The organism is Paenibacillus tepidiphilus (genome assembly GCF_008635795.1).
In the GTDB taxonomy this organism is placed as follows: Bacteria; Bacillota; Bacilli; order Paenibacillales; family Paenibacillaceae; genus Paenibacillus_AQ; species Paenibacillus_AQ tepidiphilus.
On the sequence record NZ_VWRQ01000001.1, the window covers coordinates 469,088 to 493,828 of the forward strand.

The 24,741-nt window shown below is 58.9% G+C and carries 22 protein-coding genes and 1 pseudogene; 20 read left to right on the forward strand and 3 right to left on the reverse strand.

Going from position 1 to position 24,741, the window contains the following annotated elements; genetic code table 11:
• Positions 1–17 precede the first annotated feature (17 nt).
• From F1379_RS02105 to F1379_RS02165, 13 genes and pseudogenes are all read left to right on the forward strand, one after another.
• Positions 18–965 (forward strand): carbohydrate ABC transporter permease, encoded by a 948-nt coding sequence (locus F1379_RS02105; protein WP_239004511.1) that lies wholly within the window; start codon positions 18–20, stop codon positions 963–965.
• Positions 958–1,797 (forward strand): carbohydrate ABC transporter permease, encoded by an 840-nt coding sequence (locus F1379_RS02110; RefSeq protein WP_150265793.1) that lies wholly within the window; start codon positions 958–960, stop codon positions 1,795–1,797. Before F1379_RS02105 ends, F1379_RS02110 begins: the two co-directional genes overlap by 8 nt.
• 96 nt (positions 1,798–1,893) lie before the next feature.
• Complete coding sequence (locus F1379_RS02115; RefSeq protein ID WP_150265795.1) at positions 1,894–3,258, forward strand: ABC transporter substrate-binding protein; 1,365 nt, start codon at positions 1,894–1,896, stop codon at positions 3,256–3,258.
• Between the two features lie 42 nt (positions 3,259–3,300).
• Positions 3,301–4,875 (forward strand): glycoside hydrolase family 43 protein, encoded by a 1,575-nt coding sequence (locus F1379_RS02120; protein ID WP_150265797.1) that lies wholly within the window; start codon positions 3,301–3,303, stop codon positions 4,873–4,875.
• Between the two features lie 110 nt (positions 4,876–4,985).
• Positions 4,986–5,132 (forward strand): lmo0937 family membrane protein, encoded by a 147-nt coding sequence (locus F1379_RS02125; RefSeq protein WP_150265799.1) that lies wholly within the window; start codon positions 4,986–4,988, stop codon positions 5,130–5,132.
• 162 nt (positions 5,133–5,294) lie between these two features.
• Entirely contained in the window at positions 5,295–6,752 is a 1,458-nt protein-coding gene (locus tag F1379_RS02130; protein ID WP_150265801.1) for an aminotransferase-like domain-containing protein, read from the forward strand.
• Positions 6,753–6,768: 16 nt separating this feature from the next.
• Positions 6,769–7,674 (forward strand): annotated as a pseudogene (locus F1379_RS30175) (D-alanine--D-alanine ligase); the annotation flags it as partial.
• A 514-nt stretch (positions 7,675–8,188) separates the two neighbouring features.
• Positions 8,189–9,373: an aminotransferase class I/II-fold pyridoxal phosphate-dependent enzyme gene (locus F1379_RS02140; RefSeq protein WP_150265805.1), complete on the forward strand. Its 1,185-nt coding sequence runs from the start codon at positions 8,189–8,191 to the stop codon at positions 9,371–9,373.
• A 200-nt stretch (positions 9,374–9,573) separates the two neighbouring features.
• Entirely contained in the window at positions 9,574–10,644 is a 1,071-nt protein-coding gene (gene cobT, locus F1379_RS02145; RefSeq protein WP_150265807.1) for a nicotinate-nucleotide--dimethylbenzimidazole phosphoribosyltransferase, read from the forward strand.
• Complete coding sequence (gene cobU, locus F1379_RS02150) at positions 10,641–11,189, forward strand: bifunctional adenosylcobinamide kinase/adenosylcobinamide-phosphate guanylyltransferase (protein WP_150265809.1); 549 nt, start codon at positions 10,641–10,643, stop codon at positions 11,187–11,189. Before cobT ends, cobU begins: the two co-directional genes overlap by 4 nt.
• Positions 11,186–11,995 (forward strand): adenosylcobinamide-GDP ribazoletransferase, encoded by an 810-nt coding sequence (cobS, locus tag F1379_RS02155; protein WP_150265811.1) that lies wholly within the window; start codon positions 11,186–11,188, stop codon positions 11,993–11,995. Before cobU ends, cobS begins: the two co-directional genes overlap by 4 nt.
• A gap of 94 nt (positions 11,996–12,089) precedes the next feature.
• Positions 12,090–13,886 carry a cobyric acid synthase gene (locus tag F1379_RS02160; RefSeq protein WP_150265896.1) on the forward strand — a complete coding sequence of 599 codons (1,797 nt, stop codon included), beginning with the start codon at positions 12,090–12,092 and terminating at the stop codon, positions 13,884–13,886.
• A 1-nt stretch (position 13,887) separates the two neighbouring features.
• Positions 13,888–14,214 (forward strand): YnfA family protein, encoded by a 327-nt coding sequence (locus F1379_RS02165; protein ID WP_150265813.1) that lies wholly within the window; start codon positions 13,888–13,890, stop codon positions 14,212–14,214.
• A gap of 730 nt (positions 14,215–14,944) precedes the next feature.
• On the opposite strand, the gene F1379_RS02175 is transcribed toward F1379_RS02165, so the two are convergent.
• Positions 14,945–16,633 (reverse strand): methyl-accepting chemotaxis protein, encoded by a 1,689-nt coding sequence (locus F1379_RS02175; RefSeq protein WP_150265815.1) that lies wholly within the window; start codon positions 16,631–16,633, stop codon positions 14,945–14,947.
• Positions 16,634–16,918: 285 nt separating this feature from the next.
• Between F1379_RS02175 and F1379_RS02180 the strand changes: the two genes are divergently transcribed.
• Entirely contained in the window at positions 16,919–17,647 is a 729-nt protein-coding gene (locus tag F1379_RS02180) for a queuosine precursor transporter (protein ID WP_150265817.1), read from the forward strand.
• 132 nt (positions 17,648–17,779) lie between these two features.
• Here the strand turns inward: F1379_RS02180 and F1379_RS02185 are convergent, their stop codons facing one another.
• Positions 17,780–18,874: a M24 family metallopeptidase gene (locus tag F1379_RS02185; RefSeq protein ID WP_150265819.1), complete on the reverse strand. Its 1,095-nt coding sequence runs from the start codon at positions 18,872–18,874 to the stop codon at positions 17,780–17,782.
• 170 nt (positions 18,875–19,044) lie between these two features.
• Here F1379_RS02185 and F1379_RS02190 point away from each other — a divergent pair, with 170 nt between their 5' ends.
• From F1379_RS02190 to F1379_RS02200, 3 genes are all read left to right on the forward strand, one after another.
• Positions 19,045–20,313: a PQQ-dependent sugar dehydrogenase gene (locus tag F1379_RS02190; RefSeq protein ID WP_239004512.1), complete on the forward strand. Its 1,269-nt coding sequence runs from the start codon at positions 19,045–19,047 to the stop codon at positions 20,311–20,313.
• A 212-nt stretch (positions 20,314–20,525) separates the two neighbouring features.
• Complete coding sequence (locus F1379_RS02195; RefSeq protein WP_150265821.1) at positions 20,526–21,410, forward strand: SDR family oxidoreductase; 885 nt, start codon at positions 20,526–20,528, stop codon at positions 21,408–21,410.
• A 46-nt stretch (positions 21,411–21,456) separates the two neighbouring features.
• Positions 21,457–21,960, forward strand: coding sequence for a GNAT family N-acetyltransferase (locus F1379_RS02200; protein ID WP_150265823.1), 504 nt, complete (start codon positions 21,457–21,459; stop codon positions 21,958–21,960).
• A gap of 36 nt (positions 21,961–21,996) precedes the next feature.
• On the opposite strand, the gene F1379_RS02205 is transcribed toward F1379_RS02200, so the two are convergent.
• Positions 21,997–22,350: a winged helix-turn-helix transcriptional regulator gene (locus tag F1379_RS02205; RefSeq protein WP_150265825.1), complete on the reverse strand. Its 354-nt coding sequence runs from the start codon at positions 22,348–22,350 to the stop codon at positions 21,997–21,999.
• A 90-nt stretch (positions 22,351–22,440) separates the two neighbouring features.
• Here F1379_RS02205 and F1379_RS02210 point away from each other — a divergent pair, with 90 nt between their 5' ends.
• The 3 genes from F1379_RS02210 (at position 22,441) to F1379_RS29680 (ending at position 24,689) form a co-directional block, all read left to right on the forward strand.
• The gene (locus tag F1379_RS02210) at positions 22,441–22,701 is read left to right on the forward strand and encodes a YqkE family protein (protein ID WP_150265827.1); all 261 of its coding nucleotides are present in this window, start codon (positions 22,441–22,443) and stop codon (positions 22,699–22,701) included.
• A 369-nt stretch (positions 22,702–23,070) separates the two neighbouring features.
• Positions 23,071–24,522 carry an RtcB family protein gene (locus tag F1379_RS02215; protein WP_150265829.1) on the forward strand — a complete coding sequence of 484 codons (1,452 nt, stop codon included), beginning with the start codon at positions 23,071–23,073 and terminating at the stop codon, positions 24,520–24,522.
• The gene (locus tag F1379_RS29680) at positions 24,522–24,689 is read left to right on the forward strand and encodes a hypothetical protein (RefSeq protein ID WP_162551033.1); all 168 of its coding nucleotides are present in this window, start codon (positions 24,522–24,524) and stop codon (positions 24,687–24,689) included. Before F1379_RS02215 ends, F1379_RS29680 begins: the two co-directional genes overlap by 1 nt.
• Positions 24,690–24,741: the final 52 nt, after the last annotated feature.

Below are 24,741 nucleotides of genomic sequence, written 5' to 3' on the forward strand. Positions count from 1 at the left end.
AGCGTGGAGGTGCTGTTATGGAATTATCCCAATCAACCGGCGGCCAGACGCTGGCTGCCAAATCCAAAGCTTCACGCAGAAGAATGGGCGACCGCTGGTTCCCGTACCTGCTGATCGCGCCGACGGTTCTGCTGATCGCGGGGCTGCTCGTCTTCCCGATCTTCCGGGTCTTTGATCTCAGTGTGCAGAGCTATGATTTCACCCGGCTGCAGGAAGCGGGTTATATCGGATTTGAGAATTTCCGGAATATTTTTACGCAGGATGATATGTTCTACTCTTCCATGTGGATCACGCTGAAGTGGGTAGTGATCGAGGTCGTGCTGCAGCTGGTATTCGGACTCATCGTCGCCCTGCTGCTGAACCAGGCGTTCAAGATGCGCGGTCTGGTCCGCTCCCTGGTGCTGGTTCCATGGGCGGTGTCAGGGGTCCTGACTACCATGCTGTGGTCGCTGATGTTCAACCAGCATATCGGGATCTTCAACGATATCCTGATGAAGCTGGGGATTATCTCCGAGCCGGTTGCCTGGCTGGCCAATATCCACACCGTCTTTGGCTCTGTTGTCGTCGCCGAGCTGTGGCGCGGCATTCCGTTCTTCGCCATCACGCTGCTGGCAGCGCTGCAGACCATTCCGCATGAGGTTTATGAATCGTGCGAGGTGGACGGAGCGGGGAGCGTGAAGAAGCTCTTTTTCATCACACTGCCTTTCCTGAAGGAAAGTATCGTGTTCGCCACGCTGCTGCGGGCCATCTGGGAGTTTAACTCGATTGATATGATCTTTACGATGACGAACGGCGGACCGATGGATATGACCACCACGCTGCCGATTTATATGATGAAGACGTCCATTCTGGAGGGGAACTACGGCTACGGCTCGGCGCTGGGTGTTGTCACCTTCGCATTCCTGATGATCTTCGTCGTCCTGTATCTCAGACTGAACCGTTCGGGAGGGATGCAGGATGAATAGTAAGATGCGCCGCAAAATCGGCTCCAGACTGCTGTTCTACATTCCGCTCACGCTGACGCTTCTGTTCGTGCTGGTTCCGTTCCTGTGGGCGATTTCCACCTCGCTGAAGCATGAAGCCGATGTGCTGAGCAGCACTGTCCGGTATATTCCGAATCCGATTACGTTCGAGAATTTCGTGCAGGTGTGGAACGACAACAATTTCTCGCAGTATTTCATGAACAGTCTGCTGGTATCGGTGCTGTCCGTCGTGGCGATTACGGTGCTGTCCGTCATGAACGGCTACGCCATGAGCCGGTTTAAATTCAAGGGCAAGGGCGCATTTATGCTGGTGCTCCTGGCGACCCAGATGATGCCGGTGATTCTGTTCGTGATTCCGCTCTTCCTGATCTTTAAAAATCTCGGGATGATCAACACGCCTTACGCGCTCATCCTGTTCTACATTGTACTTCAGGTTCCGTTCAACACGATCCTGATGCGGGGCTTCATCTCCTCGACGCCGAAGGAAATCGACGAGGCGGCGATGGTGGACGGGGCCGGACGGCTGCGGATCATCTTCGCGATTATTATGCCGATTGTACTGCCGGGAATCGTCGCCACGAGCGCCTTCGCCTTCATCGGCGTGTGGAACGAGTTCCTGGTCGCCTTCTCCTTCATTACGACGCCGGACCAGTTCACCATTCCGATCGGCCTTAAGTTTATGATCGGCGAATTCAGCGTCCAGTACGCGTCGCTGGCGGCCGGCAGCATCATCGGGCTGATTCCGCCCGTCCTGCTCTTCATGTTCATTCAGCGTTATCTGGTCGAAGGACTGGGCGGCGCAGTCAAAGGCTAAGGTCCGGTATCGATAGGTACGGGCCCGGCCGGACTGACGCCCGCCGGGCCCGTCCTTTGGATATACAAACGAAATTCAATTGGGGAGGATCACAATATGATGGGGAAACACAAAGCGAAACGCACGGCACTCGCTTCGGCGGCGCTCTTGCTGCTGCTGGCCGGCTGCGGCGGAAACAACGGTGCAAATAACAGTGCAAACAGCGGGGGAGACGGAGCAGCCGCGGCGAATAGCGGCAATGCCAAAGCCTCGAGCGGCGAGAAAGCCAAAATCAGCTTCTGGGCGGCGGCCGTCACGACGGAGCGCAATGCCTTTTTCGAAGAAATTGTTAAGCAGTTCGAGCAGGAGAATCCGGATATCGACGTGGATTATCTCGGTGTTCCGGGTGACCTTGCCGCCTATGAGCAAAAGGTCAACGTAGCCATCTCCGCCGACCAGGCGCCGGATATTATGAATGATTTCAAATCCGATCTGCTGGCGCGTGGCGTGCTGGAGCCGCTTGATACCTATTATGAGCAGTGGGCGGACAAAGACCTGATCAACCCTGAGCTGATCGCCAGTAACCGTAAGCTGGATGCCAAAGAAGGAAAGTTGTATGCGCTCCCATACAGCTCGCAAACCTGGAACCTGTGGGTGCGTCCGGACTGGTTCAAGGAAGCCGGGCTGACGATGCCGGAGGACTGGGACCAATTCTTCGACGCCGTGGCCAAGCTGACTGACAAGTCGAAGGACCGTTACGGGCTCAGTATCCGCGGCGGAGCGGGCAGTGCCAATACGCTGGAAATGCTGATGTATGCTTACTCGGGCATCACCGACTATTTCACGGCAGACGGCAAGGCGACAATTAATGACCCGCTCAATGTTGAATTTGTGGAAAAATATCTCGGCGCTTACAATGTATATACACCCGAGGACGACTTGAACAAAGGCTGGAGTGAGCTGGCAGCCACCTTCCAGTCTGGCAAAGCCGGCATCGTCGTGCACAATCTCGGCTCGGCCAGCTCCCACGAGAAAGCCTTCGGCGGGGACTATACGAAGTTCGAAGCCGTACCTTTCCCGAAGAGCGTCAAGGGCTACCGCGAGCACCCGGGTCTGATGCCGCTGGGTCTGACGATGAGCAAATCGGCGAAGAACAAGGACGCGGTCTGGAAATTCATGACCTTCTACCTGTCGCATGATATCAACAGCCAGTACGGCAAGCTGTACGGCGAAATTCCGGCGAACAAAGACGCTGCCGCCGACGAGTGGGTACAGAGCGTGCCTTACATGAAATCGGCCTCCGATCTGCTGAACAGCGGGGAAACGAAGTTCTCCGATGTGCCGTACTATCTGCCGGGCTATGCCAATGTGCAGAAATCGGTGGAGCCGCTGATCCAGAAGGTTATGGCGAAGCAGATCACGGCCAAGGAAATGCTGGATGAATGGGCATCGCTGCTGGAGCAGGAGAAAGCGGCACAATAACCCGGCGGGCGGAAGGCTGCCCGGTCTGGAAGGAGCTAATTCATGAAGACAACGAATGCGCCCTGGGTGTCTGACCTGGGGAACGGAAACTACCGTAATCCCGTACTGTATGCGGACTATTCCGACCCGGATGTGATCCGGGTCGGGGAGGACTATTACATGACGGCATCGAGCTTCAACCACATGCCGGGCCTGCCGATTCTGCATTCCCGCGATCTGGTGAACTGGACCATTGTCAATTATGCCATTGAACGGCTTGAGCTGCCCGGATATGATGAGGTGCAGTTCGGCAAGGGCGTCTGGGCGCCCAGCCTGCGCCATCATGACGGCAGGTTCTGGATTTTCTTCGGCACTCCCGATGAAGGGATCTTCATGGTGACGGCTGAGGACCCGCTGGGCAAGTGGACGGCGCCCCATCTGGTCAAGGCGGCCAAGGGCTGGATCGACCCGTGCCCGTTCTGGGATGAGGACGGCCGGGCTTATCTGGTCCACGCCTTCGCGCAGAGCCGCAGCGGCATCAAGCATATTCTGCATGTGAACGAGATGAGTCCGGACGGCAGAGCATTGCTGGATGAAGGACGGCTGATTATAGACGGAACCGTGGACCATCCGACGCTGGAAGGCCCAAAGATGTACAAGCGAGACGGCTGGTACTATATTCTTGCCCCGGCAGGCGGCGTACCGACCGGCTGGCAGGCGGCTTTCCGCTCCAGGAATATTTATGGTCCGTATGAGGACCAGATCGTATTGGAGCAGGGCGGCACCCCGGTGAACGGTCCTCATCAGGGGGGCTGGGTGGACACGCCGGGCGGAGAGCACTGGTTCCTGCATTTCCAGGACAAGGGCCCTTATGGCCGCATCGTCCATCTGCAGCCGGTGGAATGGCGTGACGGCTGGCCGGTCATGGGCCAGGCGGCAGCCGGCAGCCTGACCGGGGAGCCGGTAGCCGAGTGGCCGAAGCCGGAGGCAGCCGTGACGATACCGACCGCTGTACCGCAGACCTCGGATGATTTCGCCGGAAGGCGGCCCGGGCTGCAGTGGCAGTGGCAGGCCAATCCGCAAGCGCGCTGGCTCTCGCCCGGCGGTACAGTTCCGGGCCTGCAGCTCAACTGTGTGCCGCCGGGAACCAAGGATCAGCGGCTGTTCGATGCGCCGCAGCTGCTGTTGCAGAAATTCGCCGCTCCGGCATTCACTGCGGAGGTGCAGATTACGCCGCAGTTCCGCGCACCGTCTGAACGTGCAGGCCTGGTCGTACTGGGACATAAGGCCGTGTACTTAAGTCTGTTCCCCGGCGAGGACGGCGGACTCTGCCTGGGCCGGTTCGAAAGTCAGCCGGCAAGCTCAGGCGAGACGGAGGATACGCTTACGGACAGCTGTGTAACCCTGGCTGCGGATGCTGTGTATCTGCGGCTGACCGTGGGCGAAGAAGCGGATTGTCGGCTGGCGTACAGTCTGGACGGAGAAGCTTACACTGAGCTGGGAACCTCCTTCCGGTTAAAGGAGCCGCAAAGCGCCTGGGTCGGAGTCAAATTCGGTCTGTTCGCAGCGGCAATCGGCACCGGGGAGCTACCGGAAGAAGCGGGCTTTGCCCGGTTTGGCCCTTTTACAGTAAGGTAGGACCGCATTGGAATGAACCAGCCAGCCTGCTCCAGCCCCCTACCGTTTAAACTTTCCTTCCTTAGGGTATAAAAGAGACAAACACCCCTAGGGAGAAAGGCGGTAAGCTTATGCTGTGGGGATTAATCGGATTAGTTGTTGTCGTATGGCTGTTTGGATTCATCTTTGATATTGTCGGCAATCTTATTCATTTGCTGCTCCTGGTTGCCGGGGTCCTCTTTGTGATTAACCTGTTCCGGGGACGCTCCCGGAGTTAACAGGCGGGTGCCGCCGGAGGAAGAGCGGGTATTGCATAATAGCTAATGTGAAAATGCGGGCTTAGCCCGCCCAGGAACCACGTCCGGAAGAAAATCCCGGGAGCGTGGTTCTTTTTTTCGCGCGTTGACTATGCCATGATAGCTATGGGGGCGATGAAACGGATGTACAACGATTTCAAACGGATTGCCGGAAGACCGGTCTATATCCAGGTCAAGGATTATATGAAGCAGCTGATTGCGCGGGGAGCGCTGCAGGGAGACCAGAGGCTTCCTTCCACCCGTGAGCTCAGCCTGCTGCTGAAGGTCAGCCGCAACTCGGTTATTTCGGCCTATGAGGGTCTGGAGGATGACGGATTCGTGTACACGGTCCAGGGTCAGGGCCACTATGTGTCGCCCGCAGCCATCCAGGACAGTACGGCGGCCCCCCGCTGGAACCTTGACTGGAAGCAGCGGCTGAGCAGCCGGGCGCTGCTGGCCGAGGAGCTGGATATTATGAAGCACGGAATCCGTGCCGGAAAAGGGACGATTTCATTCACAAGCATTGCTCCGGATGAAAGCCTGTTTGATCTTGGGGCAGTCCGCAAGGCTTTTCTCGAACGGATGGCCGTCGAAGGCGATATTCTGCTGAATTACGGCTACGCCAAGGGCTATAAGCCGTTAATCGACTATTTGAAGCAATATATGGAGCATAAAGGCGTGGATCTGCGCGGCAAGGATATGCTGATTACGAATGGCTTCACCGAAGGCTTTGATCTGGTGCTGTCGGCGCTGGGCCAGCAGCACGGCACCGTGCTGTGCGAGAATCCGACCCATCATACGGCGCTCAAGAATCTGCGGCTGAACGGCTTCGGGATCAGGGGTGTGGCGATGGAGCGGGACGGAATCAATCTGGAGGAGCTGCAGTCCGCGCTGGAGGATGGACAATACGATTTTGCGTACTTTGTACCGTCTTACCATAATCCAACGGGCATTGTCATGTCGCCGGAAAAAAGACAGCGGCTGGTGAAGCTCATGTCGGCCTATAAGGTGCCGGTGATCGAGGACGGGTTCAGTGAGGAGCTGCGCTACTCCGGCGGCCATGTGGCGCCGCTGATTGCGGCGGCGGGCAGCGGGAACGGCGTGGTCTATCTCGGCAGCTTCTCCAAGGTGCTGTTCCCGGGACTGCGGGTAGGCTGGGTGCTGGCCGACAGCGAGCTGATCTATTATCTCGAAAGCGTGAAGCGGGCGCGCAGCATCCATACCTCGACGCTGGACCAGTCCATACTGTACCAGTACCTGCTGGGCGGCAATCTGGAGAAGTATCTCAAGCGGGCACGGGCAGAGTATAAACGCAAATATGAGCTGACCGTGGCCTGCTGCCAGAACGAGCTGCCCTACAAGTCCTTGTCGGGAGACGGCGGACTGCATCTTTTTGTCACCTTTGCCGAAGGCTTCGATACCGGAGAACTGCTGAAGGTATGTCTGGAGCGGGGAGTTATTTTTACGGCGGGAGAGCGCTTCTTTACGGGCGGCGGCGGACAAAACACGCTGCGCCTGGGCTTCTCCAGAGTGAGTGACGAGGATATCCGGACAGGAATCGCCATCATCGGTCAAGCGGCACGCCAGTTAATGGGAATATAAAAGGAGGATGAACATCATGAAGATAGGCGTAATTATGGGCGGGGTATCCTCGGAAGCGGAAGTGTCGCTGAATACGGGCCGGGAGATGCTCAAATATCTGGACCGCAGCAAATACGAGGCGGTTCCGGTTGTCATTAAGGAGCGGGAGGATCTGGTTGCCGGAGTCAAGGACCTGGATTTTGCACTGCTTGCGCTCCACGGAGCCTACGGTGAAGACGGTACCGTCCAGGGAACGCTGGAGACATTGGGGATTCCCTACTCCGGCAGCGGTGTGCTGGCCAGCAGCCTGTGCATGAATAAGCATCTCTCCAAAACCATTCTGCGCGCAAGCGGCGTGCCTACTCCGGACTGGGTATGCTGGGACAGCGTGGACGAATATGATGCTGAAGCCGTGGAGCGGCTGGGCTATCCGGTGATGGTGAAGCCGAATTCGGGCGGCTCCAGCATCGGAATGACGAAGGTATATTCGGGCGGCGAGCTGCGGAATGCGGTGGAGAAAGCTTTTGCCGAGGATGCTTCAGTGCTGATTGAACGCTTTACTGCAGGCGAAGAGATTACCTGCTCCATACTGGGCGGCGACCTGCTGCCGTTTCTCAGCATTAAGCCGCTGACGGAAGGCTGGTTCGATTACGGGGCCAAATATGAGCGGGGCGGGGCGGATGAGCGCATTATCGAGCTGGACGGCGATATCCGGCACAGGGTGGAGACTGCCGCCATGACCTGTTACAAGGCGCTGAAATGCTCCGTCTACGCACGGATCGATATGCTTATTCTGGAGGGCGTGCCGTATGTGCTGGAGGTCAATACCCTGCCGGGAATGACAGAGACCAGCCTGCTGCCGCAAAGCGCCCGGGCCGCCGGCTACAGCTTCAGCGGACTGCTCGACCGGATCATCGCGGAATCGCTGAAGGAGCGGGGGAGAGCGGGTCAACCGGATAAGCTGCAGGGCCGGACAGAAGGACAGGAACCGGAGCTCCCGAATGCCGAGAGAGCTGGTGAAGCGCAGATGCACGCAAGTGCTGAGAGTGGCGGACGTGAGCGGAATACGTGTGAAGCCGGGGAAGAGCAGATGCACGCAAGTGCTAAAAGTGCCGGACGGAAGCGGAATACGTGTGAAGCCGGGGAAGAGCAGACGCATGCAAGTGCTGAGAGTGGCGGAAAGAAGCGGAATACGTGTGAAGCCGGGGAAGAGCAGATGCATGCTAATGCTGAGAGTGGCGGACGTGAGCGGAATACGTGTGAAGCCGGGGAAGAGCAGATGGATGCAAATGCTGAAAGCGGTGAACGGAAGCGGAATACGTGTGAAGCCGGGGAAGCGCAGATGCATGCTCATAGTACAGATTGGCGGCAAGCCTCGGTGAGGGCGGCGGGGACAGCAGTCATACCGGCGGCTGCGGAGCTTGGCCCGGATGATCGGGAACGGCAGGTGAACGTCCATGTCTAGGCACAGCTCGTCAGCGGCCCGGGAGTGGATTGCCCCCCGCGTCAGAGAGATTCAGCCTTCGGGTATCCGCGCTTTCTTTGATTTAGCTGCGGGTAACAACGATATTATTTCATTAGGAGTAGGCGAACCGGACTTTGCGACACCGGAGCAAGTGAGGACGGCATGCATCCGTGCACTTGAACGCGGAGAGACGATGTATACTCCGAATGCCGGATTGCCGGAGCTGCGCGAAGAGATTGCCCGGTACATGAAGGACAGCTTTGGCTTGGCCTATCATCCCGCCGATGAGGTGATCGTCACGGTTGGCAGCAGCGAGGCCGTCGATCTGGCGCTGCGCGCGTTCACCGCACCGGGCGATGAGATCATTATTCCTACGCCGAACTATATTGCTTACTCGCCAATCGCCCATCTGAACGGCGGAACGCTGGTGGAGGTGCCGTCCGCGGCGGAACAGGGCTTCAAGCTGACCGCCGATGCGCTAAGGCAGGCAATTTCGCCGCGTTCGAAGCTGCTGATGGTCAATTACCCGAACAACCCGACGGGGGCGGTGATGAGCTATGAGGACTGGGAGCCGATTGCGGACCTTGTCCGGGAGCATAACTTGATCGTGCTCTCGGATGAAATCTACGCCGAGCTTACGTATGACCGGAAGCATGTGAGTATTGCCTCACTGCCGGGCATGAAGGAGCGGACGGTAGTCATCAGCGGCTTCTCCAAGGCGTTCGCGATGACCGGCTGGCGGGTTGGCTACGCCTGCGGCAACTATGAGCTGCTGGCTGCGATGCTGAAGATTCACCAATACACCGCGATGTGTGCACCGGTGCTGGGCCAGATCGCAGCGCTTGAATCGCTGCGCACGGCCATGCCCGACAAGGAACGGATGAAGGAGAGCTTCCGGCAGCGCCGTGCCATGTTCGTGTCCGGGCTGCAGAAGATCGGACTTGAATGTCATCAGCCCGAGGGCGCCTTTTATGCTTTTCCTTCCATCGTGGATTCCGGAATGGGCTCGGAGCAGTTCGCCCTGCGGCTGCTGCGCGAGGCCGGTGTCGCGGCTGTCCCGGGCCATGTGTTCGGGCCGGGCGGCGAAGGCCATATCCGCTGCTCTTACGCTGCTTCTGAGACGAAGCTGGGCGAGGCGCTGGAGCGGATGGAACGCTTTTTGCAAAGAAAAATGTAATTGTAAGATGGTGGCATATCCCCTATAATCCTTAGGGAAGAAACAGGGGAATGCTAATAACTAGACGGTCATTGTACAGGAGCCCCTTCATTTAGGAAGGGGCTTGTTTGCTTTGTGCCGGCTGCGGAACAGTTAGTGCTACATCAATCGGATTACATATTGCCACTAGGCGATCGGCTGAAGCCGAGGAGGAGAAATTTATGAACGCAGAACTCTCAGCATTGAAGGATTTGACCGGGCGCATTGCACCGGTGGATGAACAGGCTATGCAGCGTGCCGAGCAGCGCCTTGGCATTCTGACGAAGCCCCCGGGCAGCCTGGGGCGGCTGGAAGCGCTGGCTGTCCGCCTGGCAGGAATATCGTCAACGGAACAACCGCTCTACGGCAAGCGGACGGTAGTGGTTATGGCTGCAGACCATGGGGTGTGCAGCGAGGGCATCAGCGCCTTTCCGCAGGAGGTGACTCTGCAAATGGCCTATAACTTCCTGGACGGCGGCGCAGCCGTCAACGTGCTGGCCCGGCAGGCGCAGGCGGAGGTGAAGCTGGTCGATATCGGCATTGACGGCGAGCTGAGCCATCCGGAGCTGATTGCGGCCAAAGTGCGCTATGGCACAGCCAACATGGCGGAAGGCCCGGCAATGAGCCGTGAGGAAGCGCTGCAGGCCGTGCTGGCCGGGGCGCGGATCGCCCGTGAAGCGGTGGCCGGCGGAACGGAGATCTTCATCACCGGCGAGATGGGCATCGGCAATACAACCGCCAGCGCAGCCGTATTCTGTGCGCTGACAGGCGTGCCTCCGCAAACGGGCGTCGGCCGCGGCACAGGCATCGACGACGGGCGGCTGCGTCACAAGATAGAGGTGGTACAGCGGGCACTGGATGTGAATAGCCCGGACTGCGCCGATCCGCTGGATGTGCTGTCCAAGGTGGGCGGCCTGGAAATTGCCGGTCTCGCCGGCCTGATTCTGGGCGCGGCGGCGGAGCGCGTTCCCGTCATTCTGGACGGCTTCATCTCCGGTGCTGCAGCGCTGGCCGCCAAAGCGCTGGCGCCGGAGGCGGCAGGCTATATGATCGCCTCCCATATCTCCGGCGAGCAGGGGCACCGGCTCATGCTGGAGCATTTGGGACTCGAAGCGCTGCTGGATTTGGGGCTGCGGCTTGGGGAAGGCACCGGCGGAGCGCTGTGCCTGCATCTGGTGGAAGCCTCCGGCCGCATTATGCGGGAGATGGCGACATTTGAGAGCGCAGGCGTGTCGGGAGCAGAGAGCGTATGAGCATTCTCGTTACGGGTGGGGCACGCAGCGGCAAGAGCGGCTTTGCCGAACGGCTGACGCTCTCACTGGCCGGCCAGGCTATATATGTGGCGACAGGACAAGCCTTTGATGAAGAGATGACGGCGCGGATTGCTCTCCACCGGGTGCGCCGCGACGGAGACGGCGGGCGGTGGGAGACGCTGGAGGAGCCCTTCCGCTTGCCGGAGGTGCTGGACCGTCTGTCCGGCGGCAAGGCGGTGCTGGTAGATTGTCTGACGCTCTGGCTCTCCAATGTGCTGCTGGCCGCTGAAGGCAAGCCGGACGCAGCGGCGATTGTCGAAGCGGAGATCACCAGGCTGGTGCGGAGCGTGGGATCTTTTGAGGGAACGCTGGTGCTGGTCACCAATGAAGTGGGCGATGGCATTGTGCCGGAATATGCACTGGGGCGGTTATACCGCGATTTGGCCGGGCGGATGAATACGCTGCTGGCGGCCGATTGCGAGCAGGTCTTCCTCGTTACCGCCGGTATTCCCATTGAGCTGAAGAGCCGGGAGTACAAGCTATGAGCATGCGCGGGGATGCCGCTGCGGCATTTCAGTTTCTGTCCCGCTTCCCGGTGAAGGGGGGAGGGGAGTTCTCCGGCGGGCTGCTGCAGCGCAGCGTGCCCTATTATCCGCTGGTCGGGGCGGCCATCGGGGGAAGCGCGGCACTCTGCGCCGCAGCGGCGGGCTGGCTGCTGCCGGACTGGCCCGCTGCCGTCCTGACGCTCATCCTGTGGGTGGGCCTGACCGGCGGGCTGCATCTGGACGGCTGGATGGACAGCGCCGATGCCCTGCTCAGCTACCGCACCCGGGAGCGGATGCTGGAGATTATGAAGGACAGCCGCGTCGGAGCCATGGGCGTGCTGGCCTGCGTCCTGCTGCTGCTGCTGAAGGCTTCGTTGCTGGCGGCAGTTATCAGCGGCGGCCGCTATGCGGAGCTGACGCTGCTCCTGCTGCCGCCGGTGTGGAGCCGCTGGTACATGGTGCGGGCGATGGCCCGCTATCCGGGTGCCCGCGGCAAGGAGGGGCTGGCCGGCAGCTTCGCCGGCCTGCCGCCCCGGCAGGAGCGGCGCACGTTCCTGTGCGCCGCGCTGCTCTCGCTGGCCGCGGCCGCGGCGCCTCTGGCGCTTGGCGCGGACAGCGGCAGGTGGCCGCTGTTGCTCGCGGCCGCCTGCCTGGCGCCGCTGGCCGCATGGGCCTGCGGCACCCTGGCGGCGCGCCGGGTGAACGCGCGGCTCGGCGGGCTCACCGGCGACGTGTACGGCGCGCTGAACGAAGGGCTGGAAGCCGTGCTGCTGCTTCTGCTGGTTCTGCTGCAATACAATTGGTAGTTAAGCGCCGTAGATGCGGCAGGTTTAACGACCAAACTATATCCCTGCTTCGCGGGCAGTCCGGCAGCAGGAAGAGAGCGGGGAGAAGCTAATGATGAAGGATCAGGGGACAATAGAAGGATCGAATCATAAACGGGCTGCGGTGCTGATGCTGCAGGGAACGGCCTCCGATGTCGGCAAAAGTCTCGTCACTGCCGCCATCGGACGCATCATGACCCGGGACGGTTACAGAGCAGCGCCCTTCAAATCACAGAATATGGCGCTGAATTCCTATGTCACCGCAGACGGCAAGGAAATCGGACGTGCCCAAGGCATGCAGGCCGATGCTTTCGGCATCACGGCGACCACCGATATGAACCCCATTCTGCTGAAGCCCTCCGGTGAGATGAGTGCACAGATCGTCGTGCACGGTGTGCCTCATACGGCGCTCAGCGCACGGGAATACCGTGAGAAATTCCTGCCGGAGGCCAAGGGAACTGTGCTGGCTGCACTGGACCGGCTGCGAGCAGAATACGACGTGGTCCTGATAGAAGGCGCCGGAAGTCCGGCGGAGATTAACCTGAAATCGCGGGATATCGTTAACATGAATCTGGCAGGCTGGGCCGACGCGCCGGTGCTGCTTGTCGCTGACATCGACCGGGGCGGCGTGTTCGCATTCCTGGTCGGCACCCTGGAGCTGCTGGAGCCGCATGAGCGGGCCCGGGTCAAGGGCTTCATCATCAACAAGTTCCGCGGCGACCTCTCACTCCTGCAGCCGGGGCTGGATTGGCTGGAGGAACGTACCGGCATTCCGGTGCTGGGCGTGCTGCCTTATCTGCCGCAGCTGCGGATTGAGGCGGAGGACTCTGTCGTACTGGATACCCTCCACGGTAGGCCGGATCAGGCGCTGGGCAAGGAGCTCGACATCGCCGTAATCCGTTATCCGCGCATTTCTAACTTTACCGATTTCGACCCGCTGGAGTTGGAGCCGGATACCGCCGTACGTTACGTGTCTTCGGCCAATGAGCTGGGAACGCCGGATGCCATTATACTGCCGGGGACGAAGAACACGGCCGCCGACCTGGAGCATCTGCGCAGCCAGGGCTTCCCCGCAGCGATTGCGCAGGCACTGGCGCGCGGAACGCAGCAGCTGGTGGGCATCTGCGGCGGCTATCAGATGCTGGGCGCGCAGCTGCTTGACCCGGATGGCGTGGAGAGCGCCGGCCCGGCGGAGTGTGCCGGGCTTGGCTACCTGCCGCTGGCGACCACTTTTTTGCCGCAGAAGACCACCGTGCGGGCACAAGGTGTGCTGGCGGACGGACACCCGCTGCGCCTGGGCGGCATTGTTAGCTCTGGTAGCTCTGCCAGCTCTGCCAGCTCTGCCAGCTCTAGTAGCTCCGTCGGCTCTGGTATCTCAGCCAGCTCTGATAGCTCTGACAGCTCTAGTAGCTCTGTCAGCTCTGTCAGCTCTGGCAACTCCGTCAGTTCTGGTAGCTCTAGCAACTCTAGTAACTCGAGCAGCTCCAGCAACTCCGGCGGCGGTGAAGCCGGAGAATGGCAAGTCGGCGGTTACGAGATTCATATGGGCACCACGGTGAACCGGGAGGCTGACGCTCTCCGCAGCCTGTTCATGCTGGAAGGTCCGGAAGGCGAACGGCGGCCGGAAGGCTGGGGCACACCGGACGGCCGCATCTGGGGCACGTACCTGCACGGTGTGTTCCACAGCGACAGGCTGCGCAGAGCATGGCTGGATGGCTTGCGGGAGGAGAAGGGCCTGGCGCCATTATCAGCCAGCTTCTCCTCAGCCGCACTGCGCGAACAGGAATTTGACCGGCTGGCCGACGCCGTCAGCGCCAATCTGAATATGGATGCAGTTTATGAAATTATGGGCTTGCCCCGGAAAGAGGGATAGCATGGCTGTTGCGGTACTGCTGTTCATAGTTGCCGGACTTGCCGAGATCGGAGGCGGCTATCTTGTATGGCTGTGGCTGCGGGAAGGGCGGCCGCTTTGGTACGGCTTTGTCGGAGCGGTTATTCTGATCGCTTACGGCGTTATCCCGACGCTGCAGAATTTTCCTTCCTTCGGGCGGGTCTACGCTGCCTATGGCGGAGTGTTTATCGTGCTGGCTATACTGTGGGGCTGGCTGGTGGACAAGAAGACACCGGATATGTATGACTGGATCGGTGCAGTGATTTGCATGATCGGCGTGTCGGTGATATTATGGGCTCCGCGGCATTAGACGGCGCAAGCCTGACGCTGCGGTCAATCAAAAGATCACTATAGACGAATAAGGCGGGGCCGGGATGTGTTTATCCCGGCCCCGCCTTGTCCATACGTCTAGCAATACCTTATTATTATGCCATACAAGAATGCTGGGCACCTTTTAGTTGCACTTTGTACAACTAAATCTCTTCGAGAAAGGAATTTGGATGCAATAGCTGTATTTCGTACAACTAAAAACCGGAATTACTCTGAATTTAGCGCATTCCCCGAAATATAGCTGCACAGAATGCAACTATCTGGAGAATTTAGTGGGTTTTGATGAAAATAAGTGTACAGAATGCAATTATGGCCCCCAGCCCGGACGGCCCCCCGGTCCCGACGCCCCTGGTCCCGACGGCCCCCCGGTCCCGACGCCCCTGGTCCCGACGGCCCCCCGGTCCCGACGCCCCTGGTCCCGACGGCCCCCCGGTCCCGACGCCCCCGGTCCTGACGGCCCCGGTCCTGACGGCCCCGGTCCTGACGGCCCCGGCCCCGACGCCCCCCGGTCCTGACGGCCCCGGTCCTGACGGCCCCGGTCCTGACGGCCCCGGTCCTGACGGCCCCGGTCCTGACGGCCCCGGCCCTGACGGCCCCCGGCCCTGACGGCCCTCCGGCCCCGACGGCCCCCGGTCCTGACGGTCCCGGCACCCCCAGCACCCGCTTCTTTCACATCACCGGACCCACCAGCCATCCTCCCTCAGCTCGGCTTAAATCTTGAACTGGCTCATGGCTTCCTGCAGCCGGATGACCTGCTCATGCAGATGTTCCACCGTCTGTGTATGGCCCTCAAGCTCCTCGTCCTGCCGCGCCGAGTTCTGTGCCAGCATGCCCGCGCTGGCCTGCGATTTGGCGGTGATCTGCGCGGTCTCCTCGACGGAGGCGCTGACTTCCTCGGTGCCGGCAGAGATTTGCTGCGTAGCGGCCGACACGGACTGCACACTGTGATTGATGCTCTGGATCAGAATCAGCAGATGGCTGAACGCGTTGCCGGCCTCGCTGACTTTGCCGGCACCCGAGGCGATCTCCTGGTTGACATGGTTCATTTCCTCGACGGAGCGGTTCATGTCCTCCTGCAGGCTGAGCAGGAATTCGCGGATTTGCTCATTGGATTCCTTGGATTGCTCGGAGAGCTTGCGTACCTCGCCGGCGACGACGGCGAAGCCGCGGCCATGCTCACCCGCCCGCGCCGCTTCGATGGAGGCGTTCAGCGAGAGCATCTGGATCTGCTTCGTAATCTCGGTGATGCCCTGGACCACTTCGCCGATCATCAGGGAGCGTTCGTTCATCAGGCGGAACTGCTCCAGCGATTTGCCGGATGCCAGTGCGACCTGCCGCATCTGTTCAACGGCAGTCTGCGCAATTTCGTTGCCGCTGCCGGCTTCCACCGAAGCCTCGCTGATCTGCTCGGTAACCTCGCCGGCGGCGGAGGCAATATGCTGGATGCCGATATTGATTTCTTCCATGGCCCGCGCGTTCTCCAGCGCGCTGCTGGCAATCGTAGCGCTGCCCTTGCCGATCTCCTCTACGGACTGGGAGGAATGCTGGGCCATATCGCGCAGCACATTGACGCGTGTCTTCAAGTCATTGGCATCGGTGATTACGCTCTGGGAGGTGCCCAGCACCTGACTGATCATTTGCTTCAGCTGCTCAGCCATGCTGCCGAAGCTGGCCGAGAGCTGGCCGACCTCATCCTTGCTGCGGATTGTCAGTGTCTGTGTGAAGTCCCCGGCAGCCAGCTTGTTGCTGTAGCCGATCAATTGGGAGAGGGGACGGGTAATTCTGCGGCTCATAAGTATTGAGGCGCCGAGTCCGACAATCAGGGCCAGCAGGGTAATGCTTGCGCTGTTCCAGAGAATGCTGTTGATTTTGTCCTGTACAAAGCGGACATCGGAGCTTACTCCAATGACGAGCGTGCTGCCGGAGATCCCGATATACGCCGTCTTATGTATTCCGTGGCTGTCACTGTAGATTTCACTGTTGCCCGGCTTGCCCTTGGAAGCCTGCTCCATCGCAGAATTGACGGCGATTTCTTCTCCCGGTACCAATGGGGAGTTCTGGTCTGCAGTTACGATGGTAGCCTTGCCTTCCTTCAAGTTGGCGAGAAAAATCGTCTCTACGTCATGCTGTCCAAGCTTGTCCTTGAAGTAGAACTTGACATTGGTAATTGCCTGATCGCTCTTGCTCTGCGCCTGCTGGGCATGGGTGACATTCAGACCCTTGAACACATCCTGTGCCGTAGAGGATAAAATCTTGTCGATCTGCGGCATTACGTACTGGTTGATCGTGCTCATCGAACTGTTATAAAAGCTGATACTCAGCGCCAGTGAGGTGAGCAACAGGACAATGAATAAAAGAATTGTAAATTTCCGGCCGATTGAATTTTTAAAGCGCGACATAATGGTCTCCCCTTTTCCGACAAAACTTATGTAAGGCTGTTGTTAACGTAAAACCGATTGATAACTATTCTATAGAATTAACCCCCGGTTGAATAGTGAAAAATGTTTGATGTTAGCTAATTTTTTCTGAAAATTATGAATAAATATTGAAGTACTGAACATTTGCTGAAAAACCAGCTTTTATGAATTGACAACCGGCTTATTATCAATAGAATGTGATAGAGTACTTAATACCGCGGTTCGTAACCATCCCGCGTAACCAAAACTAGGAGGAATACAGGTTTCATGTTTAATTTGCTGTGGGGGATTTTGTTTGTTGTCGTCAATTTTGCTTTTTTTCTGGTATGCTATCGTTTGTTCGGCAAAAAAGGGCTGTATGCCTGGGTCGGCGTAGCAACGGTCATTGCCAATATCCAGGTGGCCAAAACGATTGTCATGCCTTTTGATATCGTAATGACTCTCGGCAACACGATGTATGTAACGCTCTACATGACCAGCGATCTGCTGAATGAGAAATTCGGCCGGGCTGAAGCGCGCCGGGCGGTGTGGTTCGGCTTCTTCACGCTGCTGATGACGACGGCGCTGATGCAGATGGTGCTGTTCTTCGAGCCTGCGTCTACGGATTTTGCCCAGGAGCCGCTGGAGATGATCTTCGGACTGATGCCGCGCCTGGCGCTGGCCAGCCTGTCGGCTTACTTCGTCAGCCAACTGCTGGATGTACGGATGTATTCCTGGATCCGCGGATATTACGGCACTCCGCGCCAGATGTGGATTCGCTCCAACGGCAGCACGATGGTCAGCTCGTTTGTGGATACGCTGATCTTCTGCACAATCGCTTTTGCCGGTATCTATGACTGGAAGGTCTGGACCGAGATTCTGCTGACCACCTATCTGATCAAGTTCGTGCTGACAGCCGCAGGCACACCGATCCTGTACATCGCCCGCTCCTTCAGCTTTGCCGAGGATGAGGCGCCGGCAGGGTCAGCTCCAGACGCTGCAGCTTCCCGCCAATAAAAGAAAGCACAGGTTCCGCGCCCGAAGGGCTGCGAAGCCTGTGCTTTTTTTTGAAGGATAAGAAACTATCTCTTCCATGCTGTAGCCGTGTTTACTTGGTTCTGCAAAGTTATCGGTTCTGGCCGGACACTCCTACAGATGCAGGACGGTCAGCGCCTTTGGAAAGCTGGTCAGCGTCTGCGGGCCTTCCGGAGTCACGAATACATCATCCTCGATCCGCACGCCGCCAACTCCCGGAACATAGATCCCTGGTTCTACGGTAAAGACATTGCCAGCTTCAATGATATCCTCGTTCAGCCCGTGCAGCGAAGGGTATTCATGGGTGTCCATGCCCAGGCCGTGGCCGACCCGGTGCACGAAGTATTCGCCATAGCCGGCCGCTTCGATGACATCGCGCGCCGCCTTGTCCACTGAGCCGAAGGTTGCTCCGGCGCGGCTGGCGGCAAGGCCCGCCTCATTGGCTGCCAGCACGGCGTTGTAAATGTCTTCAAGCTTGCCGTCCACGCTCTCCACCGCAAAGGTGCGGGTAATGTCGGAGGCATAACCGGCGGCGTATACGCCGAGATCGAACATCAGCAGATCGCCCGGCTGGATGCGCCGGCTTCCCGGCACGCCATGCGGCAGAGCCGTATTGGGCCCGGAGAGCACCATTGTATCGAAGGATGGTCCGGAAGCCCCCACCTTCTTCATCAGATAGTCGAGCTCGGCGACCAGCTCGATTTCGCTTACGCCGGCTTTGACATGGGTAAGGCCCTGGCGAAGCACCTCCTCTACCAGCTCGGCGGCATGCTTCATGCGGCGGACTTCCTCCGGTGTCTTCTTGGCACGCAGGGAGCGGAGCCACGGGCCGATGTCGCTGAAGCCGCCGGCGGATACGGACGCGGCGAGCAGCTCGAAGCGGCTGACCGAGAAGTGATCCTTCTCGATACCGACCGCTTGCGGGCTTTTGCCGCCAAACCGGGCCTTCAGCAGTTCGTAAGGGTTATCGGTATCGCTGTGGGTGACAATGCTCTTCACAGAGGAGGCGGCATGTGCGGCCTCGGCATCCAGCGCCGGCACGATCAGCACCGGTTCCTCTCCGTGGATCAGTAGCAGTCCGAGGAACCGTTCATGCGGATTGCTGGCGAACCCAGTTAAGTAATATACATGCTTCGGATCGGTGACGAGCAGGGCGTCCAGCTTGCCCTCCGCCATCCGGTGCTCGAGCACCTTCAACGCTTCATTCATGGTTCATAATCCCCTTTCATTTCCAAGCCAAGCTGCAATGCTCTCATTATAGACCATTCCCCCGCAGGCTGCACGCAGAGCACCGAAATAGAAACAAGTTCATCCCTAAGGGTTTAGTGAAGCTGTAGGCCGGGTAAATAGGGCAAAAAAGCTGATGGGAGGTGTAAGCTATGGGCAAAACCGGCAAAGGTGCACGGTTCCAGGTGCTGCGCGGCGCTTTACTCCTGATGCTGGGAGGGCTGACGGCGTGCTCGGCTTCACCGGATCAGGGCTTAATAGAGGATCACATGGAAACAAACGGTCCGCGGCTGGAGGGACAGCCGGGCGGCACATCGCCGGCTGCGCTGCCTTCGGAAGCGGCGGAGACAGCCTCTCCGCAGCTTCCGGCAAGCAGCGGGACAACTGGAGAAGTTGCTGACCTGTCCGAATTCCCCTATACCGCCGAAGTGCTGGTTACCGGACTGGATGTGCCATGGGAGCTGGCGGTGGCGCCGGACGGACGCATCCTGCTGACTGAGCGTTCCGGCAGCCTGCGGGTCATTGAGAACGGCAAGCTGCGGCAGACGCCGCTGCTCACGCTGATGGAGCCGTTTGTGAGCGAGGGGGAAGGCGGCTTGCTCGGGCTCGCACTTGATCCTGACTTCCTGGAGAACCACTATGCCTATGTATATCATTCCTACCGGGGCGAAGACAATGCGGTGCTGAACCGGGTACTGCGGCTGCGGCTCGGCAGCAGCCAGGCAGACATTGACAAGGTGCTGCTGGATGGCATCCCGGGTGAGCGGAACCATAACGGCGGACGGATCAAATTCGGTCCGGACGGCTATCTGTATATTACTACCGGTGAGCGTTATGAGCCGGATCTGGCCCAGGAGCAGGATAGCCTGGGCGGCAAAATATTGCGCATCGCTGCGGACGGCTCCATCCCGGAGGACAACCCGTGGCCCGGATCACCTGTCTACAGCTGGGGCCACCGCAATGCCCAGGGCCTCGCCTGGCAGCCGGATACCGGCGTACTCTACAGCTCTGAGCACGGGCAATCGGCACATGACGAGATTAACATCATTGAGCCCGGCGCCAATTACGGATGGCCGGTGATCCAGGGCAGCGAAAGCGGCGACGGGCTGCAGCCTCCTGTACTGCACAGCGGAGATGAGACGTGGGCGCCTTCGGGGATGACCTTCATTACCCGGGGGCCGTGGGCAGGCGAACTGCTGGTAGCCAATCTTGCCGGAGAGCAGGTGCTGCATATTTCTCCTGAGGGAGAAGACGGACAGCCTTCGGTGAAGGAGCTGTTCCGCGGGGAATGGGGACGGATCCGGAATATCACCGAAGGACCGGACGGTACGCTCTACCTGCTGACGAACAACCGCGACGGCCGGGGAGAGCCCGGCGGAGAGGATGACCGCCTCATTGCCCTGAAGCCTGCATGGAAATAGAAAGCAAGACACAGCGGCGGCTGCAGACAGGATTGTCTGCAGCCGCCGCTGTGTGTCCGGGCTCTGAAGTGATCGGCAGGCTGGCGCCCTCTTTCTCAAGTCAGAGCTTTCTAGTCGGCCGCAAATGATGTAACATAAGCTTAAAACACCCGCCCGGGAACGGCTATAGCTTGCCTTATGGCTGCATACTGCGGGCGCTGGGAGGATCGTCCATGAGAGGGAAGACCGTAATCGTAACCGGAGGCAACTCGGGGATGGGGCTGGCGACGGCGATTGAGATGGCCCGCAGGGGAGCGAAGGTCATCATGGCCTGCCGCAGCCGGGAACGCGGGGAAGCTGCGCTGTCCGAAGCCCGGCGGCTCAGCGGCTCGGATCACATAGAGCTGATGCTGCTTGATCTTGCTTCCTTCGCCAGCATCCGCGCCTTTGCAGAGCAGTTCGCTGCTGCCTATCCGGTGCTGGATGTGCTGATCAACAACGCCGGCGTGGTTACGCTTAAGCGCGAGCTGACCCGGGACGGCTACGAGATGGACCTCGGGGTCAATCATCTCGGCCATTTTCTGCTGACTGATCTGCTGCTTGAGCGGCTGCACGCGGCGGAACAGGGAAGAATTGTTGTGGTGGCCTCCGGTGCCTACAAGATCGGAAAGCTGTATCTGGATGACCATACGCTGTCCCGCGGCTTCAATCCGGCGAAGGCCTACGCCAGGTCCAAGCTGGCCAATATTCTCTTCACCCGTGAGCTGGCCTCCCGCTTGTACGGTACGGCTATTACTGTGAACTGCCTGCACCCCGGCGCGGTGGGTACGAGTATCGGCGTCAACCGGGAGACAGGCTTTGGCCGCAGGATACTGAAGCTGCTCTCCCATGTCTTCCTTACTCCGGAGCAAGGGGCAGAGACGGCAATCTATCTGGCCACCGCACCGGAGCTGAAACAAGTGTCAGGAGAGTACTTCTACCGCCGCCAGGTGAAAGAGCTGACATCCCGGGGCCAGGACAGGCACACGGCCGGGCAGCTGTGGAACTGGAGCCTGGAGCAGACGGGAGTAACGGAACACCGGCTGATGAAGAACCGTGCTGCCGATAATAACCAATAAAGACGAACTCAACAAGAGAAGCTATACGTAATAGGGGGATAATAGAATGGTATGGGAAGATTACCGTATTGAGGATGCAACACTTGCCGATTTTCCGGCAATTGTGGCGATTTATAATTCGACGGTTGCGGGAAGAATGGTGACAGCCGACCTGGAACCGGTCACGGTGGAGGACAGGCTGGCCTGGTTTCATGAGCATAACAGCCATCACCGGCCGCTTTGGGTGCTGAAGCAAGGAGAAGAAATCGCCGCCTGGTTCAGCTTCCAGTCCTTCTACGGCCGGCCTGCGTACAATGCGACCGCTGAAGTCAGTATCTATGTAGGCGAGAAGTACCGCGGCACCGGCGCCGGAAGATTACTGATGGCCAAGGCGCTGGAGGAGGCCCCGCGCCTTGGCCTTGAGAATCTGGTCGGCTTTGTATTCGGCCATAATGAACCGAGTCTCAGCCTGCTGGCGAAGTTCGGCTTTACGCAATGGGGCTTGCTGCCCGGCGTCGCCGAACTGGACGGTGTGCAGCGTGATTTGGTGATTATCGGCCGCAAGCTGTAGGCCGCAAGTGCAAGCCATCGCCGTGCTGTCGGAATCCTACTCTCGCTTGTCTTGGGCCGCCGTCTGCGGACGGCAATCGCCCGGCTCGATCCAGGCGTCCGACCATTCCTGCAGATCACGGATGACCGATTCAAGCCCCCGGCCTTTATCCGTCAAGGAGTATTGAATTCTTACGGGTGTTTCCGGGAATACCTCGCGCAGAACAATGCCTTCCTGTTCCAGTTCCTTGAGGCGTTCGGACAGGAGTCTGCCGCTGATGGGCAGGGCGGCTTCGATTTCGCTGAAACGCTGTGGCCCCTGGAGCAATTGATAGATGATTAAGCCCGTCCAACGTCTGCCGATAATATCCATGCTTTTTTGTAACCGTGGACATAAATCTATTGATTTCATCAGGCTCACCTCTTATTGTACATTATAAACGAAATGACCTGCCCCTAAAACAGCCCACGCTGAACAGAGGGGCCCGAAAGGATGATTAACATGGCGAAGAAAAAGAAGCCCGTAAGCGCTCCGCGCCCGGCGGCAACAGATGCTCCGGCCACATTGAAAGATATGCTGAGCAGCGATGTGCTGAACAAGCTGAAGGCCCAGTCGGATGCGCTGAAGGCCGAAGAGAACGCCAAGAAGGAAGCTGCACGGCAGGCCGCCGAAGAGCAGCGCAAGGCGGAGCAAAAGCGTCTGGACAATGATTTTGCCCATCTGCTGGCGAACAGCAACCAGGATTGGCATAAATTCAAATAATTGCAGGTTGGAAGAAAAAGGGTTGACAGAATCGGAAATACGCGTCTATGATGGGTTCTAGTAAATATGAAGGGAGGCCTGGCAGATCATGACTGAACTTAAACAGCGTACAACCGCATATGGAACATCTGATCCTGCCGGCCCCGTCCGGGAGACATGATGCCACCTGACTATACCGTGAGCGGACCTGCGGTATAGGTGCGCAGCATGGATATTTGACTTGGCCGTGAGGCCGGCTAACAGGGAACTCTTAAGAGAGCCGTGGATCAGATGATGATCTGCGGCTCTTTTTGGCGTACACGGAATTGTACTGATGACAGCGATGAACGATAAAGAACTTTGAATTGGGAAAGGAAATGAATAATCCGTATGAATAACATGCAGCAATCAGCCGGCCAGGACTGGCCGCGTTACAAACATGAGGTCGCTCTTCCCGGCGGCGATCTGACGGTATATGCGAGCGATGAACTCTTCGCCGGACTTGACTATAAAGTGCTCGAAATGGCGAACAACAACTTACAGATTCCCGGAATTGAGTATATGAGCTACACCCCCGATGTCCATGTGGGCGTCGGCACCTGTATCGGAACGACGGCCGTATGGGATGCGGCGGAAGGCTATGTGTCCCCGTCCATTGTCGGCAGCGACATCGGCTGCGGGATGCGGGTGCATCTGACCACTCTGCATAAGGACGATCTGCGCGATGTGAAGCTGCGGCGCAAGCTGGTCCGGGCGATTGAACGCTATCTGCCGATGGAGGCGCAGCAGCGGGGAACCTACAGCGACATCCGGCTGGAGAACATCGTGAAGAAGGGACTGCACGGGCTGCCGAACAAATACTTGCCGGACAGCTACACGCCGAAGAAATCGACCAGTCTGAGCCATGTGGAGATCGGCAAGCTGGCCTTCAATGAAGAGGTTCTGAATGAGCTGCCCGAGCTGGCCTGGCACCGGGGGCACCGGCAGCTCGGAACACTGGGCGGCGGGAATCATTTCGTGGAGATCCAGGCAATTGAGATTGCCGATGAACAACGCGAGGTGGCCGAAGCCTGGGGACTTCGGGACGGCCAGATTGCCGTCATGATCCACTCCGGCTCACGGGCCTGGGGCGGCATGGTTAACCAGTTCTGCACACCGGCCTTTGCCAAGGTGATGGGGAAGCTGGGGCTGGGCAGCGCCGATCCGCGCCTGATCTATGCTCCGCTCTCCCATCCCGAGGCGCAGCGGTATGTCCAGCTGATGTACTCGGCGCTGAACTATGCAGTCGTGAACCGGCATCTGATCGCTTATGCCGTGCGGGAAGGCTTCCGCGATGTGTTCGGCACGAAATGCGAGCTCAAGACGCTCTACGATCTGATGCACAACTACGCCTGGGAGGAAGAGACGCCGCAGGGGCGGAAGTTCGTGCACCGCAAGGGAGCGACCCGGGCCCTGCCGGCCGGCCATCCGGACAATCCGCGGCCTTACGCGGAGACGGGGCATCCGGCCCTGATCCCAGGTTCGATGGGAACCGCCTCGTATATAATGGCCGGGCAGAATGGCGGAGCAGCCAATTATTATTCCATCTGCCACGGGGCGGGCCGTGCACGCTCGCGTTCGGCTACGAAGCGACTGGTGTCGGTCCATGATTTCTCCCGTGCGATGAAGGTCGGCAGGGAGGATGAGATCGTCGTCAACCAGCATTCGCTGGAAGCCATCCTCGACGAATCGCCGCAGGCTTATAAGAATGTGGATGAAATTATCGAAAGTGTCACAGGCGCGGGGCTGGCGGCAGTAGTAGCGAAATGCGTGCCGCTTGCAGCGATTAAGGGGACGAAGTAATGGAGAATAAACAGATGACAATGAACCGGAGTATGAAGAATAATTTTATATATGAATCTAACACGGAGACGGCCGGACTGATCAAGGGCTATGATGTCTACGCCCGCCTGGTAGGCGGCATTCTGGAAGCAGCGTGCCCAGCTAAGCACGCAATCTCTAGCCGGTGAAAGTCCGGTCGCGGGAGGGGCCAAGCCCCCGCGTAGCTAGGATGCCTGCGCA